The organism is Paraburkholderia sp. USG1 (assembly GCF_031570135.1).
Lineage (GTDB): Bacteria > Pseudomonadota > Gammaproteobacteria > Burkholderiales > Burkholderiaceae > Paraburkholderia > Paraburkholderia dioscoreae.
The window spans coordinates 171,901-187,491 of record NZ_JAMWXW010000016.1 but is presented as its reverse complement, the minus strand read 5'-3'; the positions used below and the strand labels follow the sequence as shown (position 1 = coordinate 187,491).

General features: G+C 56.3%; 12 protein-coding genes and 1 pseudogene. 7 read left to right on the top strand and 6 right to left on the bottom strand.

What is annotated here, in order from left to right:
- Positions 1-115: pseudogene (locus NE850_RS22120) on the top strand (IS5/IS1182 family transposase); the annotation flags it as partial.
- Between the two features lie 9 nt (positions 116-124).
- On the opposite strand, the gene NE850_RS22115 reads toward NE850_RS22120, so the two are convergent.
- The 3 genes from NE850_RS22115 to NE850_RS22105 form a co-directional block, all read right to left on the bottom strand.
- Positions 125-706 carry a hypothetical protein gene (locus NE850_RS22115; RefSeq protein ID WP_310699409.1) on the bottom strand — a complete coding sequence of 194 codons (582 nt, stop codon included), beginning with the start codon at positions 704-706 and terminating at the stop codon, positions 125-127.
- Positions 707-775: 69 nt separating this feature from the next.
- Positions 776-2,899, bottom strand: a complete 2,124-nt coding sequence (locus NE850_RS22110; RefSeq protein ID WP_310699408.1) for a hypothetical protein — start codon at positions 2,897-2,899, stop codon at positions 776-778.
- Between the two features lie 750 nt (positions 2,900-3,649).
- A complete protein-coding gene (locus tag NE850_RS22105; protein ID WP_310699410.1) occupies positions 3,650-4,027 on the bottom strand; it encodes a helix-turn-helix transcriptional regulator in 378 nt (125 codons plus the stop codon).
- 150 nt (positions 4,028-4,177) lie between these two features.
- Between NE850_RS22105 and NE850_RS22100 the strand changes: the two genes are divergently transcribed.
- Both NE850_RS22100 and NE850_RS22095 read left to right on the top strand, forming a co-directional pair.
- Positions 4,178-4,645 (top strand): hypothetical protein, encoded by a 468-nt coding sequence (locus NE850_RS22100; protein WP_310699407.1) that lies wholly within the window; start codon positions 4,178-4,180, stop codon positions 4,643-4,645.
- An 11-nt stretch (positions 4,646-4,656) separates the two neighbouring features.
- Positions 4,657-5,322, top strand: a complete 666-nt coding sequence (locus NE850_RS22095; protein ID WP_310699406.1) for an AbiEi antitoxin N-terminal domain-containing protein — start codon at positions 4,657-4,659, stop codon at positions 5,320-5,322.
- Between the two features lie 59 nt (positions 5,323-5,381).
- On the opposite strand, the gene NE850_RS22090 is transcribed toward NE850_RS22095, so the two are convergent.
- From NE850_RS22090 to NE850_RS22080, 3 genes are read right to left on the bottom strand one after another with little or no spacing between them, the layout of a single operon-like run.
- Entirely contained in the window at positions 5,382-6,446 is a 1,065-nt protein-coding gene (locus NE850_RS22090; protein ID WP_310699405.1) for a tyrosine-type recombinase/integrase, read from the bottom strand.
- A complete protein-coding gene (locus tag NE850_RS22085; RefSeq protein ID WP_310699404.1) occupies positions 6,447-6,878 on the bottom strand; it encodes a hypothetical protein in 432 nt (143 codons plus the stop codon). It lies immediately after the preceding gene.
- 39 nt (positions 6,879-6,917) lie between these two features.
- Positions 6,918-7,715, bottom strand: coding sequence for a DNA-binding protein (locus NE850_RS22080; RefSeq protein WP_310699403.1), 798 nt, complete (start codon positions 7,713-7,715; stop codon positions 6,918-6,920).
- A gap of 1,184 nt (positions 7,716-8,899) precedes the next feature.
- Between NE850_RS22080 and NE850_RS22075 the strand changes: the two genes are divergently transcribed.
- The 4 genes from NE850_RS22075 to NE850_RS22060 all read left to right on the top strand — a co-directional run bounded on the left by NE850_RS22075 (position 8,900) and on the right by NE850_RS22060 (position 15,520).
- Positions 8,900-11,662 carry a transposase family protein gene (locus tag NE850_RS22075; RefSeq protein ID WP_310699402.1) on the top strand — a complete coding sequence of 921 codons (2,763 nt, stop codon included), beginning with the start codon at positions 8,900-8,902 and terminating at the stop codon, positions 11,660-11,662.
- The gene (locus NE850_RS22070; protein ID WP_310699401.1) at positions 11,643-12,728 is read left to right on the top strand and encodes an ATP-binding protein; all 1,086 of its coding nucleotides are present in this window, start codon (positions 11,643-11,645) and stop codon (positions 12,726-12,728) included. Before NE850_RS22075 ends, NE850_RS22070 begins: the two co-directional genes overlap by 20 nt.
- Before the next feature lies 1 nt (position 12,729).
- Complete coding sequence (locus tag NE850_RS22065; RefSeq protein WP_310699400.1) at positions 12,730-14,088, top strand: TniQ family protein; 1,359 nt, start codon at positions 12,730-12,732, stop codon at positions 14,086-14,088.
- A gap of 205 nt (positions 14,089-14,293) precedes the next feature.
- Complete coding sequence (locus tag NE850_RS22060) at positions 14,294-15,520, top strand: TniQ family protein (RefSeq protein ID WP_310699399.1); 1,227 nt, start codon at positions 14,294-14,296, stop codon at positions 15,518-15,520.
- Positions 15,521-15,591 lie beyond the last annotated feature (71 nt).

Sequence of the window (15,591 nt, the reverse complement as noted above, 5' to 3'; positions counted from 1 at the left end):
TCGTCGTCTTCGCATTCGCTTTGAGCGTCGCGCCGACATTCACGAAGCATTCCTCAAACTCGGTTGCTCCCTCGTCTGCTGGAACATCTTCAGACGTACGGAGCAGTCTTTTTGAAACGGTCTCTTAATCACGTTGTCCAAAAATTGTTATTTTTTGCTTGTGACCAGCATCTTCTGTCAGTGAGAAGGCACGATCGGATACAGAGACAATGGTCGCGTATGCAGTTGCACCATGAGGATAAAGGTCTGATAGGTTAGGGAAGTGCCCATCCCTGCCTAGCATCTGTGTGACCTCATTCGCCGACAACTCCTTCGTCCCGACTATGACCGTCGAGGGAGTGGTTTTCATTTCATCCATGGTCGTCGTGATACCTTTACCTTCTACGGACCAGGTTCCGGCCCAACTTGCCAAGTATTCCGCCTGAACAGGATCGGGCGTACTATCTCGGGCGGTAACTGTCATGATCCCGCTGGTGTTATACCTTCCATTTTGAAAATACTCGCTGGTACCTCGGAAACCGAGGCTAACGCCTCCGCTCAGACTGTACTCCCAGTGAGTAGCCCACCGACCGAGGAAATGTGAATCTGTTGTCGTCCCCGCAAAAACGCTTCGAACTTTACCAACAAAATCGACGGCGGTAGAAACATAGCTCATCGCAGCAGCTATCGTCGCGATGATCATGCCAAGCTTAATTTTTTTATTCACTTTTGCACTTGTGGAGCGAGGCCTGTCGTATAGATGGTCACAATTATGCGGGACCATCTGGTGGCAATCTTAATGAAGATCCTTCAACTGAAGTTTCTCTCGATAGATGCCAATCCTTTTTCTCGCCCGTTCGATTACATCGCTAAAGTAAAGTATCTCGAAATAAGTCTCACCGAGCGGAAATCGCGTTTTGGGATCAAGAAGAGCATCCGATCGAAAATACCCGCTCCCCAGCGGGAATGGCGTCCACCCCGATAGGCGTAAGGGGTTCACAGTATCGCCAATCAGATATCCATATATCTTCTTCAGTTTCCCGCCAGATTTGGCCGATAGAAGGTGTGAATATTCGGCGAGATCACCCACATGATCGTCCAGGTGGATTCCCGGAGCCTTGAACTCGATGATAATCGCCGAGCCTTCCTTACTAAAAATCGCTATATCTGGTCGTTTCCCACCGTTTTCCGAATTGCGTTTGTCGAGAATTTTCTTGATTTCATCATCGATGTCGCTTTCGAATAATTTTTGGGCTCCATCCCATGTGATGTCGGCAAGTGGAACATCCGAGGCTATATAGTCGTAATAGTGATATTCCTCACTCAGAAGCCAAATGTCATGATCATCGACCTCCGAGCTATCCTTACGCATTGGGAAAAATATGTTATGAATGATTTGCTCATCCTTGCGACGACTACCATCATCTATATTCTGAACCGCAAGTTTTTTGTCGCAAGCTAAATCTAATATTTGAACAATGGCGGCTCTTCTTACGATGAGTTGGGACAGATTGGCCATATCAAAATTTTTCAATGATGACGTGTATTTCCACGATAAATCATTGATCAGCGTGCGAAACTCTTCGGAATGCGGCTCTGCCTTGATGATTTCCTCCTTAAGGTTAAAAATGGCAGCGGTTTCGTCAACTACTCGTTCCTGATATTTTTTCAATACTCGTTCGGCGACCGCCTGTGGTGTTTCACCATAGACAATGCGCGTCGAAGTATCTTGGAGCATGGCCTCGCTTATGCCGAACTGGTCAGTTACGTCGCGTAGTACAACGTCTTTATTCCAGTCCGCCGGGACCACCATTTCCTGAATCACAGGATCGATCGCATCATAAATTGTTGCGTACGACAGCTTTTCGCCTGAAAAAAGATCGCCGGTTGCTAGTTCGAGGGGAATATTTTCAAAGTCATCGCGCTGTTCATTCACCCGCTGATCGAGGTAATCGCTTTCGATCAGGACGATGTGATGGTAACCATCTACGGGATTGTTCTGTTGAGTTCGTGTGCGCAGATAACGCTGCGTGATGTCCTTCACCGGCGAAGATTTTGCGCAAAATGCAATTGCGTTGCGTGGAAGACCATACTCACTAGCATTAAGCTGATAATGATATAGCGTAAAGTCTTTGTAGGTGCCAAGGCCATTTCCCGTGTTTGGATCACGTTCCTCGACCTTGACCTCACGTTTTGCCGTAATAGCTGGCAAGTCGGAACGGGTAAGCAATTCACGTTGCTCACTATTGTTCCAATGACATGTGACAAAGCTGATTTCGAAATTGCCAAGACGACGGTCGAGACTAACCAGACGCTGAAGGAAAGCGATCAACATCTGTTTTTTTAGTGCGGAAGCGGAAAAAAGATTGCTAAGCGGCTGCCATTGCGCGATCCGGCCGCGCACAGCTTCCTTGAAACCATCGAGGGAAATAGAAGTTCCTACTTCATTCTTATTTCCGGAGCTGAGTTCGAAGTTTTCTGCGTCAATTTGTTTCGTAGGCTCCGAATATTTCATTTCTCTTTTGAGAAATTTCTCGCCTCTTTTGAAGGTGCTAGTGATAGCAAGGCTGGAGAAGTGGTGAAAAAATTGAATACGGCCGGCCCCTTTGCAGCTTCCAATCCCTGAAATGGAAAGATCATCTTTGTAAGATGTATCTTTCGTCAAAAATGCTTTAAGTTGATCGTCGCCTAGACCGCACCCGTTGTCCGTACAGGACACTGTCATGTCCTCTTTAACACCGAGCAGATCTTCGCACTTGAACTCAACGTCGATCTCAACATGCATGTCTTCCGCCGAAGCGTCTAGATGCTTTCGTATAAGAAAAGAGTCGATAGCGTTAGATATCAGCTCTTCGAAGACGACGTATGGATTAGAACTGAGCTTGGTGTTCTTGATGCTGCCCCGGATATCAAGTGTCATTTTTTCTCACGCGCTGTAGAGGACGAGTTGCAAAGATTTTTGGCGGCTCGAATAGCAATTCAGGGTTTTGGCGGCCTTGACCTCTGCTTTCTAGATCAAGAGGATTATAACGACGACGACTTACCATCGACGCAAGAATCATGAGTCGCACGGCCGGTGTACATCAATATTCTATTTGCATACGCAATGGAACATTTACCATGCAGCGTTCGCGTGCCGTGAGCGGTTCAGACAACAGGGAGAATCGTACAATGCCTTGGACGTACTCTGCACAATGGCCGCATCTATCACGACGGTAGCCTTGTCGGAATCGGTTACGGAGGTAACCTCATGGTCAAACCATGCCGTTCATTCTAGCCGCCGCCTTCTGTACGCCCGATCACACGCAGAAGCAATGGGGCTGACCGCTTCTTCTTTTAGATTCAGTCAGCCCATCCTAGCCTCCGCCGAACCGGCGCCGCCGGTAGCTCGTCGTCTCCGGCGGCTACGCCGCCTGCGACTCCTCACTACCGGCCAGGATGATCGCCGCACGACCGGACAAGTTCATTGTCGCCGTCCAGGCGAATCTCTGACACAAGAAACGCGGGTCGTTTCGCAGCTTGGGGACGGGTATGCCGCGAGCAAGGACGACCGACGACCCACGCCTTGCTGGCAAGCAGTGCAAATCTGGAGAATGCGGGTTGCGCGTGCCGTCGCGATACCGGAAAACCCCATCGGTCGCGCTCTGCGGAGTGAACGACCAAAGTCGCGCTACTGACGCGCTCGGCCTTTGTTGCCCGCTCTGTGTTCTTGTGCGGCTGGCAACCGGCTGCACAGATCCTTGACCAGCATCCCCACCCACGCGCGATCGTCGCTGCTGAGCCGCGCGAGCTGCTCAGCGATCTCCAGGCTGACATCTGTTGGCCGGTCGGACGCGCGCCTGAGCAGCGTCGAGACCGGAATCCTGTAGAGGTCCGCTAGCTCCAGTAGACGCGGGATGGTAGGCCAATGCGCGCCGCGCTCAAAGCGGCTTACGGTTTCGACAAAAACACCAAGATGCTCGGCCACCTGCTCCTGCGTCATTTCTGCATCGGCTCGGGCCGCTGCCAACGCGCGCCCCAGATGCTTTGCGCTTTTCTGCTCGTTCACGGCAGTCAAAAGTCACCATTCCATGTTGTCATTCAACATGGAATGGTCTCTTCAATGTGCTGATCTGATAACATCGCTTTATATTGGTAGGCAACATGAATTGTTGCTTTACCGTTATTTCTGCCTCCCGTGTCATCGTAAGGAAGATATATGTTGTTCACAGATGCAAACTGGGCCGAGTCGAGTGCCTTCCGGCGTGCCATCGCGAAGCCATTCCAGCCGTGGCGGTGCGTGGGCTGGACGGACGACACGATCTGTTTCTGGGTTTTCCCCGCATCCGAGTCGGACCGGCCCGGCGCGCTGCCCGACGGGTTACTGGTTGTCGACCCGGCGGCGCTTCTCGATACCGCGAGTCAACTGACGCCAGACAGCTTCTCTGTGTACGTCATGGAGGCACCCGCCGAAGGTCGTCCGGCCGCGCGAATGCAACGCGTGACAGGCTTGCTGACCCAGCAGCGAATCAATGCGTCGGTGTGTGACTACTGGTACAGGACGCAAGAGGGTGATCTGCATCCCTGCTCCCGGCTGCAGCATCACCTTCCCAACGATGCCCCATTGCAGCTTGCACTCAGCCTGGACGCACAGGACTACGGCGAGCCGATAATGGTCGCGGGGTAGTCGAATCCGACATGGAGGACATCACCCGGCTAGTCCAGTTTCTGATGGATTTCGCTCCACGCGGCGAGCCGCTCGATCTACGCTTCCTCGCCGAATACGGCGTGACGCCGATCGAAGCATTAGATCTGGTAGCCGGCGGGTGGCTGCGGCGACTTTCTGACGATGCCTATCTCCTCAGAGGTGATTTACCAACGCTGGAGGGCGCAGTTGCCTTTTTTGCCAGGCGCATCCCCGGGCTTCATGTGAGTGGCAAGGCCGCGCTGGACATGCGCGGCATACGCCATTACCTGTACGCACGCCCCCGGATCAATCTGTGGGGCGCCGTGCCCTTCGAATTTCCTTCGTGGGCGAAAGAGTTGCTGTTGCTCACGTACGAGTACGATCACCTGTTCGATGATGCGTTGCCGGCGACGTTCGCGATTTCAGCGTTGCCCGCTCGTAGCGTGAGGATGCCGGTGGCCGCCACAGAACGTGCCATTCTGGAATATCTGGCCGGCGCTGTGCATGACGAACGGCTGCGCGAAGACAACGTCAATCTCGTGAGCATGCTGCGAAACGTCCGCCTCGACGTGCTACAGAAACTGGTTGATCACTGTCCGCGGCGAGATGTTGCCCGGACGCTCAAGGCTATCGGGGAAGATGAAGATTTCGGATGGGCGAAGCAGCTCGTTTGCTGAAACTTTTTCACCGTGAAAACGATGGGCCGTCATCTGCTTCCGCCTTGGCGAGATCGGTCCTACGATGAACTTGTCTGAGGCAAGGTAAAACTCCGCGCAACAAAACGTCGGGCTTGGGAGAGATCCGTACTCGCATACGATGCAGCCGTCTGCACAGAAGCGTGCCCGAGCAGCATCTGCACGACCGGCAGCGGTACACCCTGTTCGACCACCAGTGTGTGCGCATAAGAGTGACGTAACCAGTGAGGCGAAGCTATCTGCAGGGCGCTGCGACTGGCAGATTCCGTTGCAGCGAGAGTGGAAGAAATCTCGCGCAGCGCCGCCTTCACTTCGGCGTAAAGGCCACTGCGCCCCAACGAACGACCGCCGCGTCCCTGAATGAGCGGGAGCGATTCCGCGGACGAGGGGACTGGCGGGAGTCCGCGTGCGACGCGATAGCGTTTGACAAACGGCATGCACACGTCGGGCAACGGTATCTCGCGCAATTTGCGGCCCTTCCCCAGCACTTCGATGGTCCATCCGTCCTCGTCGATCCGCAGACGCGGATAACTGTCGTGGTGGGCCAGTTCGTCGAGGCGTGCGCCGGTCCACCGGTAAAGCGCGACGATCGCGGCGCGACGCACTGTCGCGAGCGACGGAGTGGTGGTGGCTGCTGCCGCATCCAGCCATCGGTCAAAGGCAGCTAACGCAGCACGTGGCAGAAACCGGTTGGGCCGGTAACCCGCGCGATCGGTCGCTCGCTGACCCAGTTCTGCGGCTGGATTCACCGTCATATAGCCGGTCCCGAGCAGGTAGCCGTACATGCTCTGTACGACAGCCAGCGCCCGGGTACAGCTCCGCGCGCCCAGGATGCCCATCGCGGAAGAGGGCTGGCTCCCAGTCCCGGGCAGACTGTTCCCGAACTGGATGAGTTCTGCCCTGGACAGATCGGACAGAGGCCCACAGATCCTGTTTGCATGACACCACGCGATCAGCCGTCGGATCTCGGCGACGTAGGCGCGCCGCGTATGCGGCGATCGGCCGGTGCGTTCTGCCAGGAAGGCCATGACGGCGGCACCGTCATCCGGGACGGCAAGGCTGTTGGTCGCGCGGTCGTGGTTCGCGAACCTGCCCGTCCTTTTCAACTAGGGATCGCTCCCGAGTGACTCCGGCGCTGATACGGTGACCCCCCGCTCCTTCTGCGGCTGAACCTTGCCGGAGTCCGCGGCCGGATAGGGATCACCGTCGGTGGGGCGAAAACGGAAGCGCTGCGTGCGCAGCAACCGTTCAACGACTGCACCTGGCGGGGGCGCCAGTTCGGCCGGCAGCGTAACGAGCTCGCCCAGTTGCCAGAACTGTATTACCGCATGGCAGTTAAGGAGCAGGGCAAAGACCTCCGGCTGCTCCGCCTTCGCGGTTTTCATCGAGCCATATCGACGGGCAAGGGCCGCGGGTGTCCAGCGTAAATAGACCGGGCAGCCGATGGCTGACGCGAGGTAACTGATCGTGTCGTCGAGCTGTCCGGGCAGACGTCGCGGCGGCGATGCCATGATGTCGACGATGTCTGATAGATCCATCTTTGTTCCTCACGACGTCCATGCCTGTCTGACCAATCGTCAGCGGACGTCACGCCCGTCGGGCTGCCGCTTGCGGTTGGCGAGCTCGTCGAGCAGACGTTGCCGCTCCGCACGAACCTCCATGAGCCGTTCGTCGGCAGCGCGCAACTGCTGCTCAAACGCCCGTCTCGCATCAATCCACGCCTGCCGCTGGGCATCCGTCTGTTCCAGCAACTGACGATGGAGGCCGTCATACTGCGTTCGCACGGCGGCGAGCTGTTCCTCAAAGGTATGACGGTCCGTGTCACGTTCGTGCTGAGTGGTTGCCAGCCGGCCGGACAGCTGCTCGCGTGCCGTGTCGCCATTCGCCAGTTGCCGGGTGGTTTCGGCCAGTTCCGCGCGTAGCCTGCCAATCGTTTCGTCACGCGCCGCGAGATCCCCGCGCAGATCTTCCAGTTCCGTTTTTAGCATGGTCACCACGGCGTTCGCCTCGTCCCGGCTTTCTTCCGCGCCGGCCACAGCGTGTTCGGCTTCCTTCCTGATACGCCCGATCTCGCCGGTCTGCGCATCAAGCGCCGCCCGCCAGACCGCGCGCATCAGGTTCGCGACGTTTTCCGGCAGGTCGGGGATCGTGTCGCGCGCAACCGCCTCGCGCGTGACTTCCGCTTCGACCGAATTGAGGATGCGCGAGAAGGTGCCCAGATCGCCGCCTCCGCCCATGCGCTCGCGCAGCCTGCGGGCGGACAGCACACGCCGGAACAGCGCGGGCGAGACGGGTGCGCCATGACTGTTCTCGGCCAGCATCGCGAGTGCGGCGGCCCGGACAGACTGCTCGGAATGAAGTGGCTGGCGTCCCATGGGCCGATTATGCAAGCAAATCCGGCTTTATGGCGAATTACCGCATTTCAATACAGAATGCCCGTAATGAAAGGATTGCCCGTTGGGTAATTAAAACCGTACAACGTGATAACTTTAATTATCGTGCGAGATGAGGCGGTATTTTGCGCGCGGTGCCGCCACGACGCGCCGGGTCTGAAAATCCTTCACATAGTGTAGTTGAGTACCTAACTAAATGTTACCGGTAACTGTTATGGGAAACGCGTGATGTTCGCAATCGAACATCACGGTTGCGCGTGCCGGCAATCTACACGAAATACCACAGGCGAAGGTTTCAATATTAATAGTATTCTGCCAAGCTGCTCCCCAATCCTTTGTGCGGCGTATATCGGCATTTCGGTCTTCTCCTGCGACCACGTTTTTGTACCCAAAAACCGTTTACGTGCCCGTGTTATCCAGCCAGCCGTGCACGGACTGTCAACCGCCACCCATGACGTCGACCAAGGGTCCGCATCACGGGTGGTTATGCCTTATTCCTAGGCAGGCGACCTATGATTGTCCCAGGCAGTGCCCGCGTGATTGCGGTAACTCGCGGGACTGGAAGTCGAGTTGCGGGAGGTCGTCGGGAGCCGACGCGCCCGGTCGAACAGGACGCGGCGGGAGGCGTACAAATGGAGTCAGTGAAGATCGGCGGCAAGGGTTGCGGTACGGCGAAAGTCGCCATGAATGAGCGAGGTCGCTGGCCATGCCCATGGCGGGTTTTCCGCTGCGAACCGGGCGGAGATCATCCGTCCCGGCTCTTATTGAAGCTGTTTCACCGTCACTGCTCCTTGCCATTCGTCAGGGATCGACGCCACCGATGGAGTGGCGCCTGGTGGCCGGTTAGCCGTGACTGGATGGATCTCAACAACATCGAAGTTTTTGCGAATTCCTGCAGACCGAAGGCGAAAGCTCGCTTACGGCTCAGCGTCAATCGTCCTCGAAGGCGCGATGAGCGGGTAACGAGATCGTCATCTCTGCTGGCAGGCTGACCGAGAACGCCCGGCTTCCGACCTTTGGAACAGCGTGCATATGAGCTGCTATTGCAGGATGTGTCAGGCGTGTGACGGATGGCGAGCGCAACAGCGTTGATCAGGATGAAAGTATCAAGCCGCCGTCAATCGCCAGTGTGTTGCAACCACGGTGCATGGATTACAGGTGCCTGAATGTTCGGTCAACTGGAAGTAACTGAGTATCTGGCAGGCCATTCGATGCCGGATGCCACGCGCGAACTGGTCGAAAAGATCCGGCGCGGTCAGTCAGACTTCAACCCGTTCAATCATCAGGGTACCCGAACGGTCGTGACGATTCGTTCCGCAAAAATGCAGCAGGGCGTCACCGTACAGAGTAGGACGCTACACGCCAGTGCGGCCATGTGGTACGAATTTGACGACAAAATTCAGGAATACTATGCAAATGCGCATTCTTTCACTGCAATTACCCAGCGGGAGGATGGGAGTGTCGCAAACAAGTCGCAGCACTGGTTCGATTTTCTGATACTGGGAGATGGTGCGCCCCGCTTCGAGGACTGGAAAGAGGAGACGCTACTCTTCCAGATGCAGAAAAAAGACGACGATCGATGGAAAAAGGTGAGCCGCTTCTGGCGGGATGAATCCGATCGCTGGCATGACCGCGCGTGCGAGCAATATTGCGGGTCACTTGGAATTGCGCATCGACTGAGGACAAACCGGGAGATTCCACGACGGTTTCTCGAGAATATCCGTTATCTGCGGGATTTTTACGATCCAAGAACACCCATTCTCTCGTCGGATACGGCAGAGCGGCTAAGGCAATGCGTAGAGAAGGGTCCGGTCACTTACGATGACATGATCAAGCATGAGGGATTCGAAGCGGATGTACTGCTGTCGGCGATCGTGCAGGGCGTGCTGTTCGTTGATCTGAATAACGACAGTATCGGTAATCCCGCCGATCTGCTGATGCACCGCGATGCTGAGCTTGCCGAGGCCGATCGGCTCATTCGTCGGGGCGGCCTCCTGTGTGAGCCGTTGCCCGTTCCTGGGCTTGCTGCATGCCCAATCGGCACCCGACTGCAATATGGAGGAGAGGAGTGGACCGTTATTCTGGGCTCGACAGGACCGGACGCGGAGGTGCTTCTCACTTCGGGCGCGGGAGGGAGAATGACCCTCCCCACGGAGACCGCAAGGCAGTTGCTGGCCGAGCGCGCAACGGATGAAGAGCGCGTTGCGCTCCTTAACAACGAGAAACGGCGCGCCATAGCATCCCTAAGCAGGACGGAGCTCAAGGAAGGAATAAAGAAGTATAAGGCGGTGGTCCTGAACGAAGGGGCCGACCAGTACTCCGATGCGACTCTGGGCAGGGCCAGGCAGGCAATACGCGATTGCACCTTTGTACAGGATGTCCTGCTCGAGCTCGCGCCGCATCACGCAGAAAAAGGCAACCGGTTGCCCCGGCTTTCACCACTCGTCGAGTTGCTTGCAAAGACGACGATTGAGACCGTTCATAACACGGCATCGGCCGGCAATGCCAAGAAGACTTACGACAGCTACTGCGAGGAATGCATTAAACAGAATGTCGTGCCCATGTCTTATCCCACACTGTGCCAGCGGGTCAAGGCATACGAGGACCCAAATGCCCGGTTCGGCAAACGTGTTGCGTACCGGGACGGGGCGATTCCCTTGATCCTGGACGCACGGGAGCCGGTGGACGGCGTGGCGCCCCACGAGGTCTGCTACATCGACCACACCGAACCTAATCTCTTTACGAAGGGTCCTGACGGACAGGACTGGGGAAAGCTCTGGCTCTCTGCGGCAGTGGACGGTAACGTAACCTGTGCGCGTGCGTTCTATCTCTCATATCGTCCACCATCCGCGCTGTCGGTGCTCATGACACTGCGCGACTATGTGCGCCGCTGGAGGCGCCTGCCGCGGATTGTGGTTCTCGATGGCGGCGCCGACATGCGCTCGCACGCGGTTGCGCAGTTCTTCAAGCTCCATAACATTGATGTGCGTTATCGGGCAACTGGTCGACCGCGAGGCGGCAAAGACATTGAGCGACTATTCGGTCTGACCGAGGAAGAATTCCTGTCCGGTCTGGAAGGCTGTTCGATCCAGTTGAAGGAAGCTCGTACCGTCACCAGGTCAGTTGATCCCACGCGCCGCGCTGTCTGGACGTTTCCCCAGATGTACCGCGCGACGGACTCCTTTCTTTTCGACTTCAGGTATCGCCGGCACGTTCATCCGGCGCTGGGGATGACGCAGTGTGACTACGAGCAGGCCAGACTCGAACAGACGGGCCGACGGGATCATATCCGGGTTGAATTCGACGAGAATCTGCTTCTGCTCACGGCGCCTTCGCCACCACGCAGCGAGCACAAGGTTCATGCGCAACGGGGTGTGTGGGAGAGCGGCATGTTTTATTGGCATCCGGAATTTGCAAAGATCGGCGGGAAGCAGTGTCCGGTCCGATACGAGCCGTGGCTGGCGAACGTCATCTATGTCTATATTGGTCACTGCTGGGTGACGGCCCTCGCGCGTGATCTCGACCCCTACTGGGGGCGAACGCGCTACGAAGTGGAGTACGCGAAGCGCATGGAGCGGAATTTCAACCGCCTTGCTGCAGAGCGTGACCGCCATACGACATCACGGGCGGTGCGTCTTGGGCAGGTAAGAACCCCTATCAGCTTTGACGAGACCACTGCAAAGAAGCAGAAGAGCGAATCAGAGCTTTATAAGGCGCTCGGGATGGGAACTGCAAGAGCCATTGATCTTGGCATGGTACCGCGTCGGGAACCGGCTTGCAGTCCAGCCGCTGGGCCTGGTTCCTCAGTCGACATGGCGTCCGATGCGGCGATCGCGCGAACTGATGGAGAAGCGGCTGCCGAACTCGCCACGCTGTCTGATCCGAACACTTCCGAATGGAGCGAGCCAGATGAAGCTGGACTTCTCTAAAACAACACGCGGGATCACGTACGAAGAGAGGCTGAGGTATAGCAGTCTGAGTCGTGAGCAGGTCCTCGCGCTCCCCGATACGGAGAAAGTTCGCTACTTTTATTCGCTGAGAGTAAAGCATCGTCTTCGTGACGGTGCAGAAAAGAAGCTAGCGGATCTGTTGGGGCCGTGCACCGATACCGGAATAATTACACTTTTCGGACCAACCGGAGGGGGTAAGACGGCGCTCGCCGAGACAGTTGGTTCCCGGATGAACTCAACTGAGGCCGGTCACCAGCCATATATCTATGTGAGAGCGCCCGCTTTTGGCGCCGCAAAAGTATCCTGGGGTGGCTTTTTCAGGAAAATCCTGGAGGCAGGTCAGGAACCGATGATTGACGCGAAGCGCTCATGGGGCGTCCGGGACAACCGGCTGATCGGCTCGAGTGGTCGGGCCGACCTCCCGGCTTTGCAAACTTCGGTATGCCAAATGCTGAAAAACCGTGACACGCGGCTACTCGTCGTTGACGAGATTCTCCATATCCTGCGATACGGTGATCATGATAAAGCCCTGGACTCGGTGAAGGACCTGTCGGACGCCATTTCAGCCCAGATTCTGTTGATCGGGCCTTATGAGCTGTTCGGCATGGTGGACAACTATGGCCAGGTGGTGCGACGAGGCGATCTGGTTTATCTCGGCCGGTACCGGAATGATCGACCGGATAAGGTTCAGACTAAAGCCGACGTGGACGAGTACAAAAAAATTATAAGAAAACTGATGGAACGCTGGCCGTTGGAGCAGGTGCCGCGATTTGAACTGGTAGCAGATGACTTGTTGACGGCGACGTTGGGCATCGTCGGATTGCTGAAGGAGTTTCTGACCCGATGTCTGATTTGCCAGCTTGAGAACGCGGGAAATTGGAAGGAAGGTTTCATAGCACTTGCACTCAAGAAGAAACACTCGATCAAAAAGATCCGGAAAGAAGTCGAGGACGGTGAAGCCATGCTGATAAGAGAAAATTTTGATGAGTCCGCCATTGATCCGGATCGTGTTGCGGAAATGGAAAAGCTCGTGGCGGGAGGATGAATTGAACGCAGATACGATGCAGTCTGCCCTGTCCGAAGACTTGCGTTCCAGTCTACCGCTGGCGCGAGAACCGGTTCCGTTGTTTTATGGGCTTCTGCCGATCGGGGTAGGGACGGGAGATTGCGAAGGTCTGGTGAGTTACCTTTGCAGGTTGGCTTTGGCGCACTGCGTTAGCGTCGATGATCTGGTCAACATGGGACTGGCGCGGTATTCCGCAAACGATTTCAAAATCTGGCGTCATTTTTCGACGTGGATGAAAGACCGCGCGGTGGATGTCTTTGCGAAGCAACGCACGCTGGCACTCCGCGACGCCCTCGTCGGAGCGACCGGAATTCAGGCGGTCGGTCGGCTTTCGCTAGCTTCTCTTGATGGTGTCATAGATTTGGCGGGCATGTCCTCTCTCCGTCTTCGCCACTGTCCGCTGTGCTACGGAGCCGCAGAGTTTGCGCAACTGCACCGTCCCCTTCTTTGGGATCTGAAAGCAGTCAATTGCTGTCCGGTTCACGCGGTGCGACTGGTCAATTCTGAATGTGGACGGGAGACACCCCAACGCCGTCCGAGGTGGCATAGAGTTCACATGCCCGGTGTCTGCACCGAGTGTGGTGCGATCGCCTACGCCTGCCAGGCGGTATCCCACGTAGGCGTGACGGTCGCAGAACAGTGGGTGGCGCGTCAGTCAGCGATGCTCATTTCTGCGGTCTCGGGTGGCGAGAAGTTCGACGCGCCGTTGGCGCCTGAGCGTATCCGGGAGCTCGCGACCCAGATAGGCGATGGCTCCCCATTTCGCGCAGCTGCAGTATGTGGGTTCAACAAAGCCAGGCTATACGATTGGATTCACGGAGTCAGGCCTATCAAGTACGCTCCTCTACTCGCGCTTTGCGCGGCATGCGGTGTAAATGTCGTTGATGTGTTGCGGGGCCTGGCGCAATGCTCGGAGGGGGCAGATTTTCGCTATAAGCCTCACGCGCGCCGAACGCCGGTCACATCTCTTGATGAGTTGCGCGAGCAGATAGACTCAGCGCTCACTGTCCTGCAATATCCTTCGGTGACGGCTGTCGCGGCTTATATAGGTTGCAGCAGTTCAACCATCTCTAAACGTCTGCCGGAAGAGGCGGCGATGCTCACAGCGCGTTGGCGTTCGGCGAGAAGCGCCAAGACGGCAGCGCGCAGACTTGAGGCACAAGCATCGATTGAGTCAACAGCGCGGAGTCTGAAGAAGGCAGGCAAGTCGGTTACGTTACGCAATGTGTGGCTCGAATCGGGAATTTGTGTAAGCCGAGGCTCACGCTTTGAAGAGCCTTTCAGGCGGGCGCAGGCGGCGCAAAGCGACGAACCTGGGCACCCCGACGCCCTGGTATAGCGAAATGGCAACGTCGAAATGCGTTGGTTGCGCCGACGGGACATGGCGAACTAGTCGTTCAAATTGCCCGGCCGGGTTTTTTTTAGTCGTCCTCGACGACCAGCACGATCACTGGAGTGCTTCCAGAGCGCGTCGCGAGATATCTTGAAGTTGTAGAGTCTTCGATTCGTTATGGCTAGGTGCCATGGTGACGAAGGTGCGTACCGTGAAAGACAAGGTGGATGGGCCAATTGTGGGAACCATCCTTTACCCGTTGAAGGCAATTGGTATTGGTTCATGGAGCTGCGAAAGCGTCGGAAGCTTTATGCGTCGCCTCGCGTTCCAGCATTGCGTACGTTATGCAAAGCTGAAATCATATCTTTCCGAAATTTATCCGGCTGGTAGCGGATGGCGCGATCCATTTAACAGCCCTGAGAAAGAGGCTGAAGCCCTCACTCTGGCAACGGGGTGCGCAGGACTGCATCAATGCGCACTGCTACCGTTTCGCAATGACTTCGCTTTATCGATCGGAGGGATAGATGGCGCCGGACGTTATTGCCCTGCGTGCATCGAGGAGTCTCCCTTTCCTGATGCGTGGGGCCGGGTACTATGGGATATTGCCATAGTCGATGCCTGTCCAGTCCATGCCGTCGAGTTGATGTCCTGCTCGTGTCTCAACCCGACGGTGTACGGCGTTGCAAACGCACCGGATTTATTCGGGGTATGTCCGTGGTGCGGGTCGGTTTCATATGGATGTCACCAACGCCCTGCAAGACGGGCATCCGGAAACAAGGTCATAGTCGCCTCGCAGATGGCCGGGCTCGTCGCGGCGATATCGGGTGGCAAGAAGTTTGATCGTAGCGTCGCTGCCGAGGCCGTCTTGTGTCACCTCGCTGATGACTTCGGCAGCGTACTGGCCGCGTCACGGTTTTTTAGAATGGATGTAAATCAGTTATACCATCTGGGCCGCCGATCAAGGCTCTCCGTCGATTTGCTGATGACGATATGCGTGACAACAGGCGCGAGTCTGGTAGGTCTGCTTGACGGAATAATTGAGCGCGCTTATCAGCCATCTGACCTCGTCCCTCTGGCGCGCCGCAAGGCGACCCGCAATAGTGAGCTCGCTGCCGCCTGTCGACAGGCAGCGAACAAGATGCCCGGAATATCGGTATATGAACTCGCACGGACGTTGCGCGTCACTCCGCGGGAAATAGAGGTAGCAATCCCGGAACTGGCCGCAACGATGCGGGGAAAAAAAGAATTTGAGGAAGCCAGTAGGCGTCGCGCACGTAGGCAGTCGCTCGTGCAAACGCTGCACGAGATCAGGAGAGAAGTTGAGGCAACTGGCGGCGGGTTGACAGAGTGCATTGCGCGCTCAAAGACAGGGCGACACTTCAGGACGGGCACAGAAAGCAGGCGCATACTCGACCTTGTCATACGAGGTAGACTGTAGCCAACGGAGTTAGTACTTGTCCCTACACAACGCGCGTGTTTTTTGGGTACCTCAAAATTTGCTTTCGATAG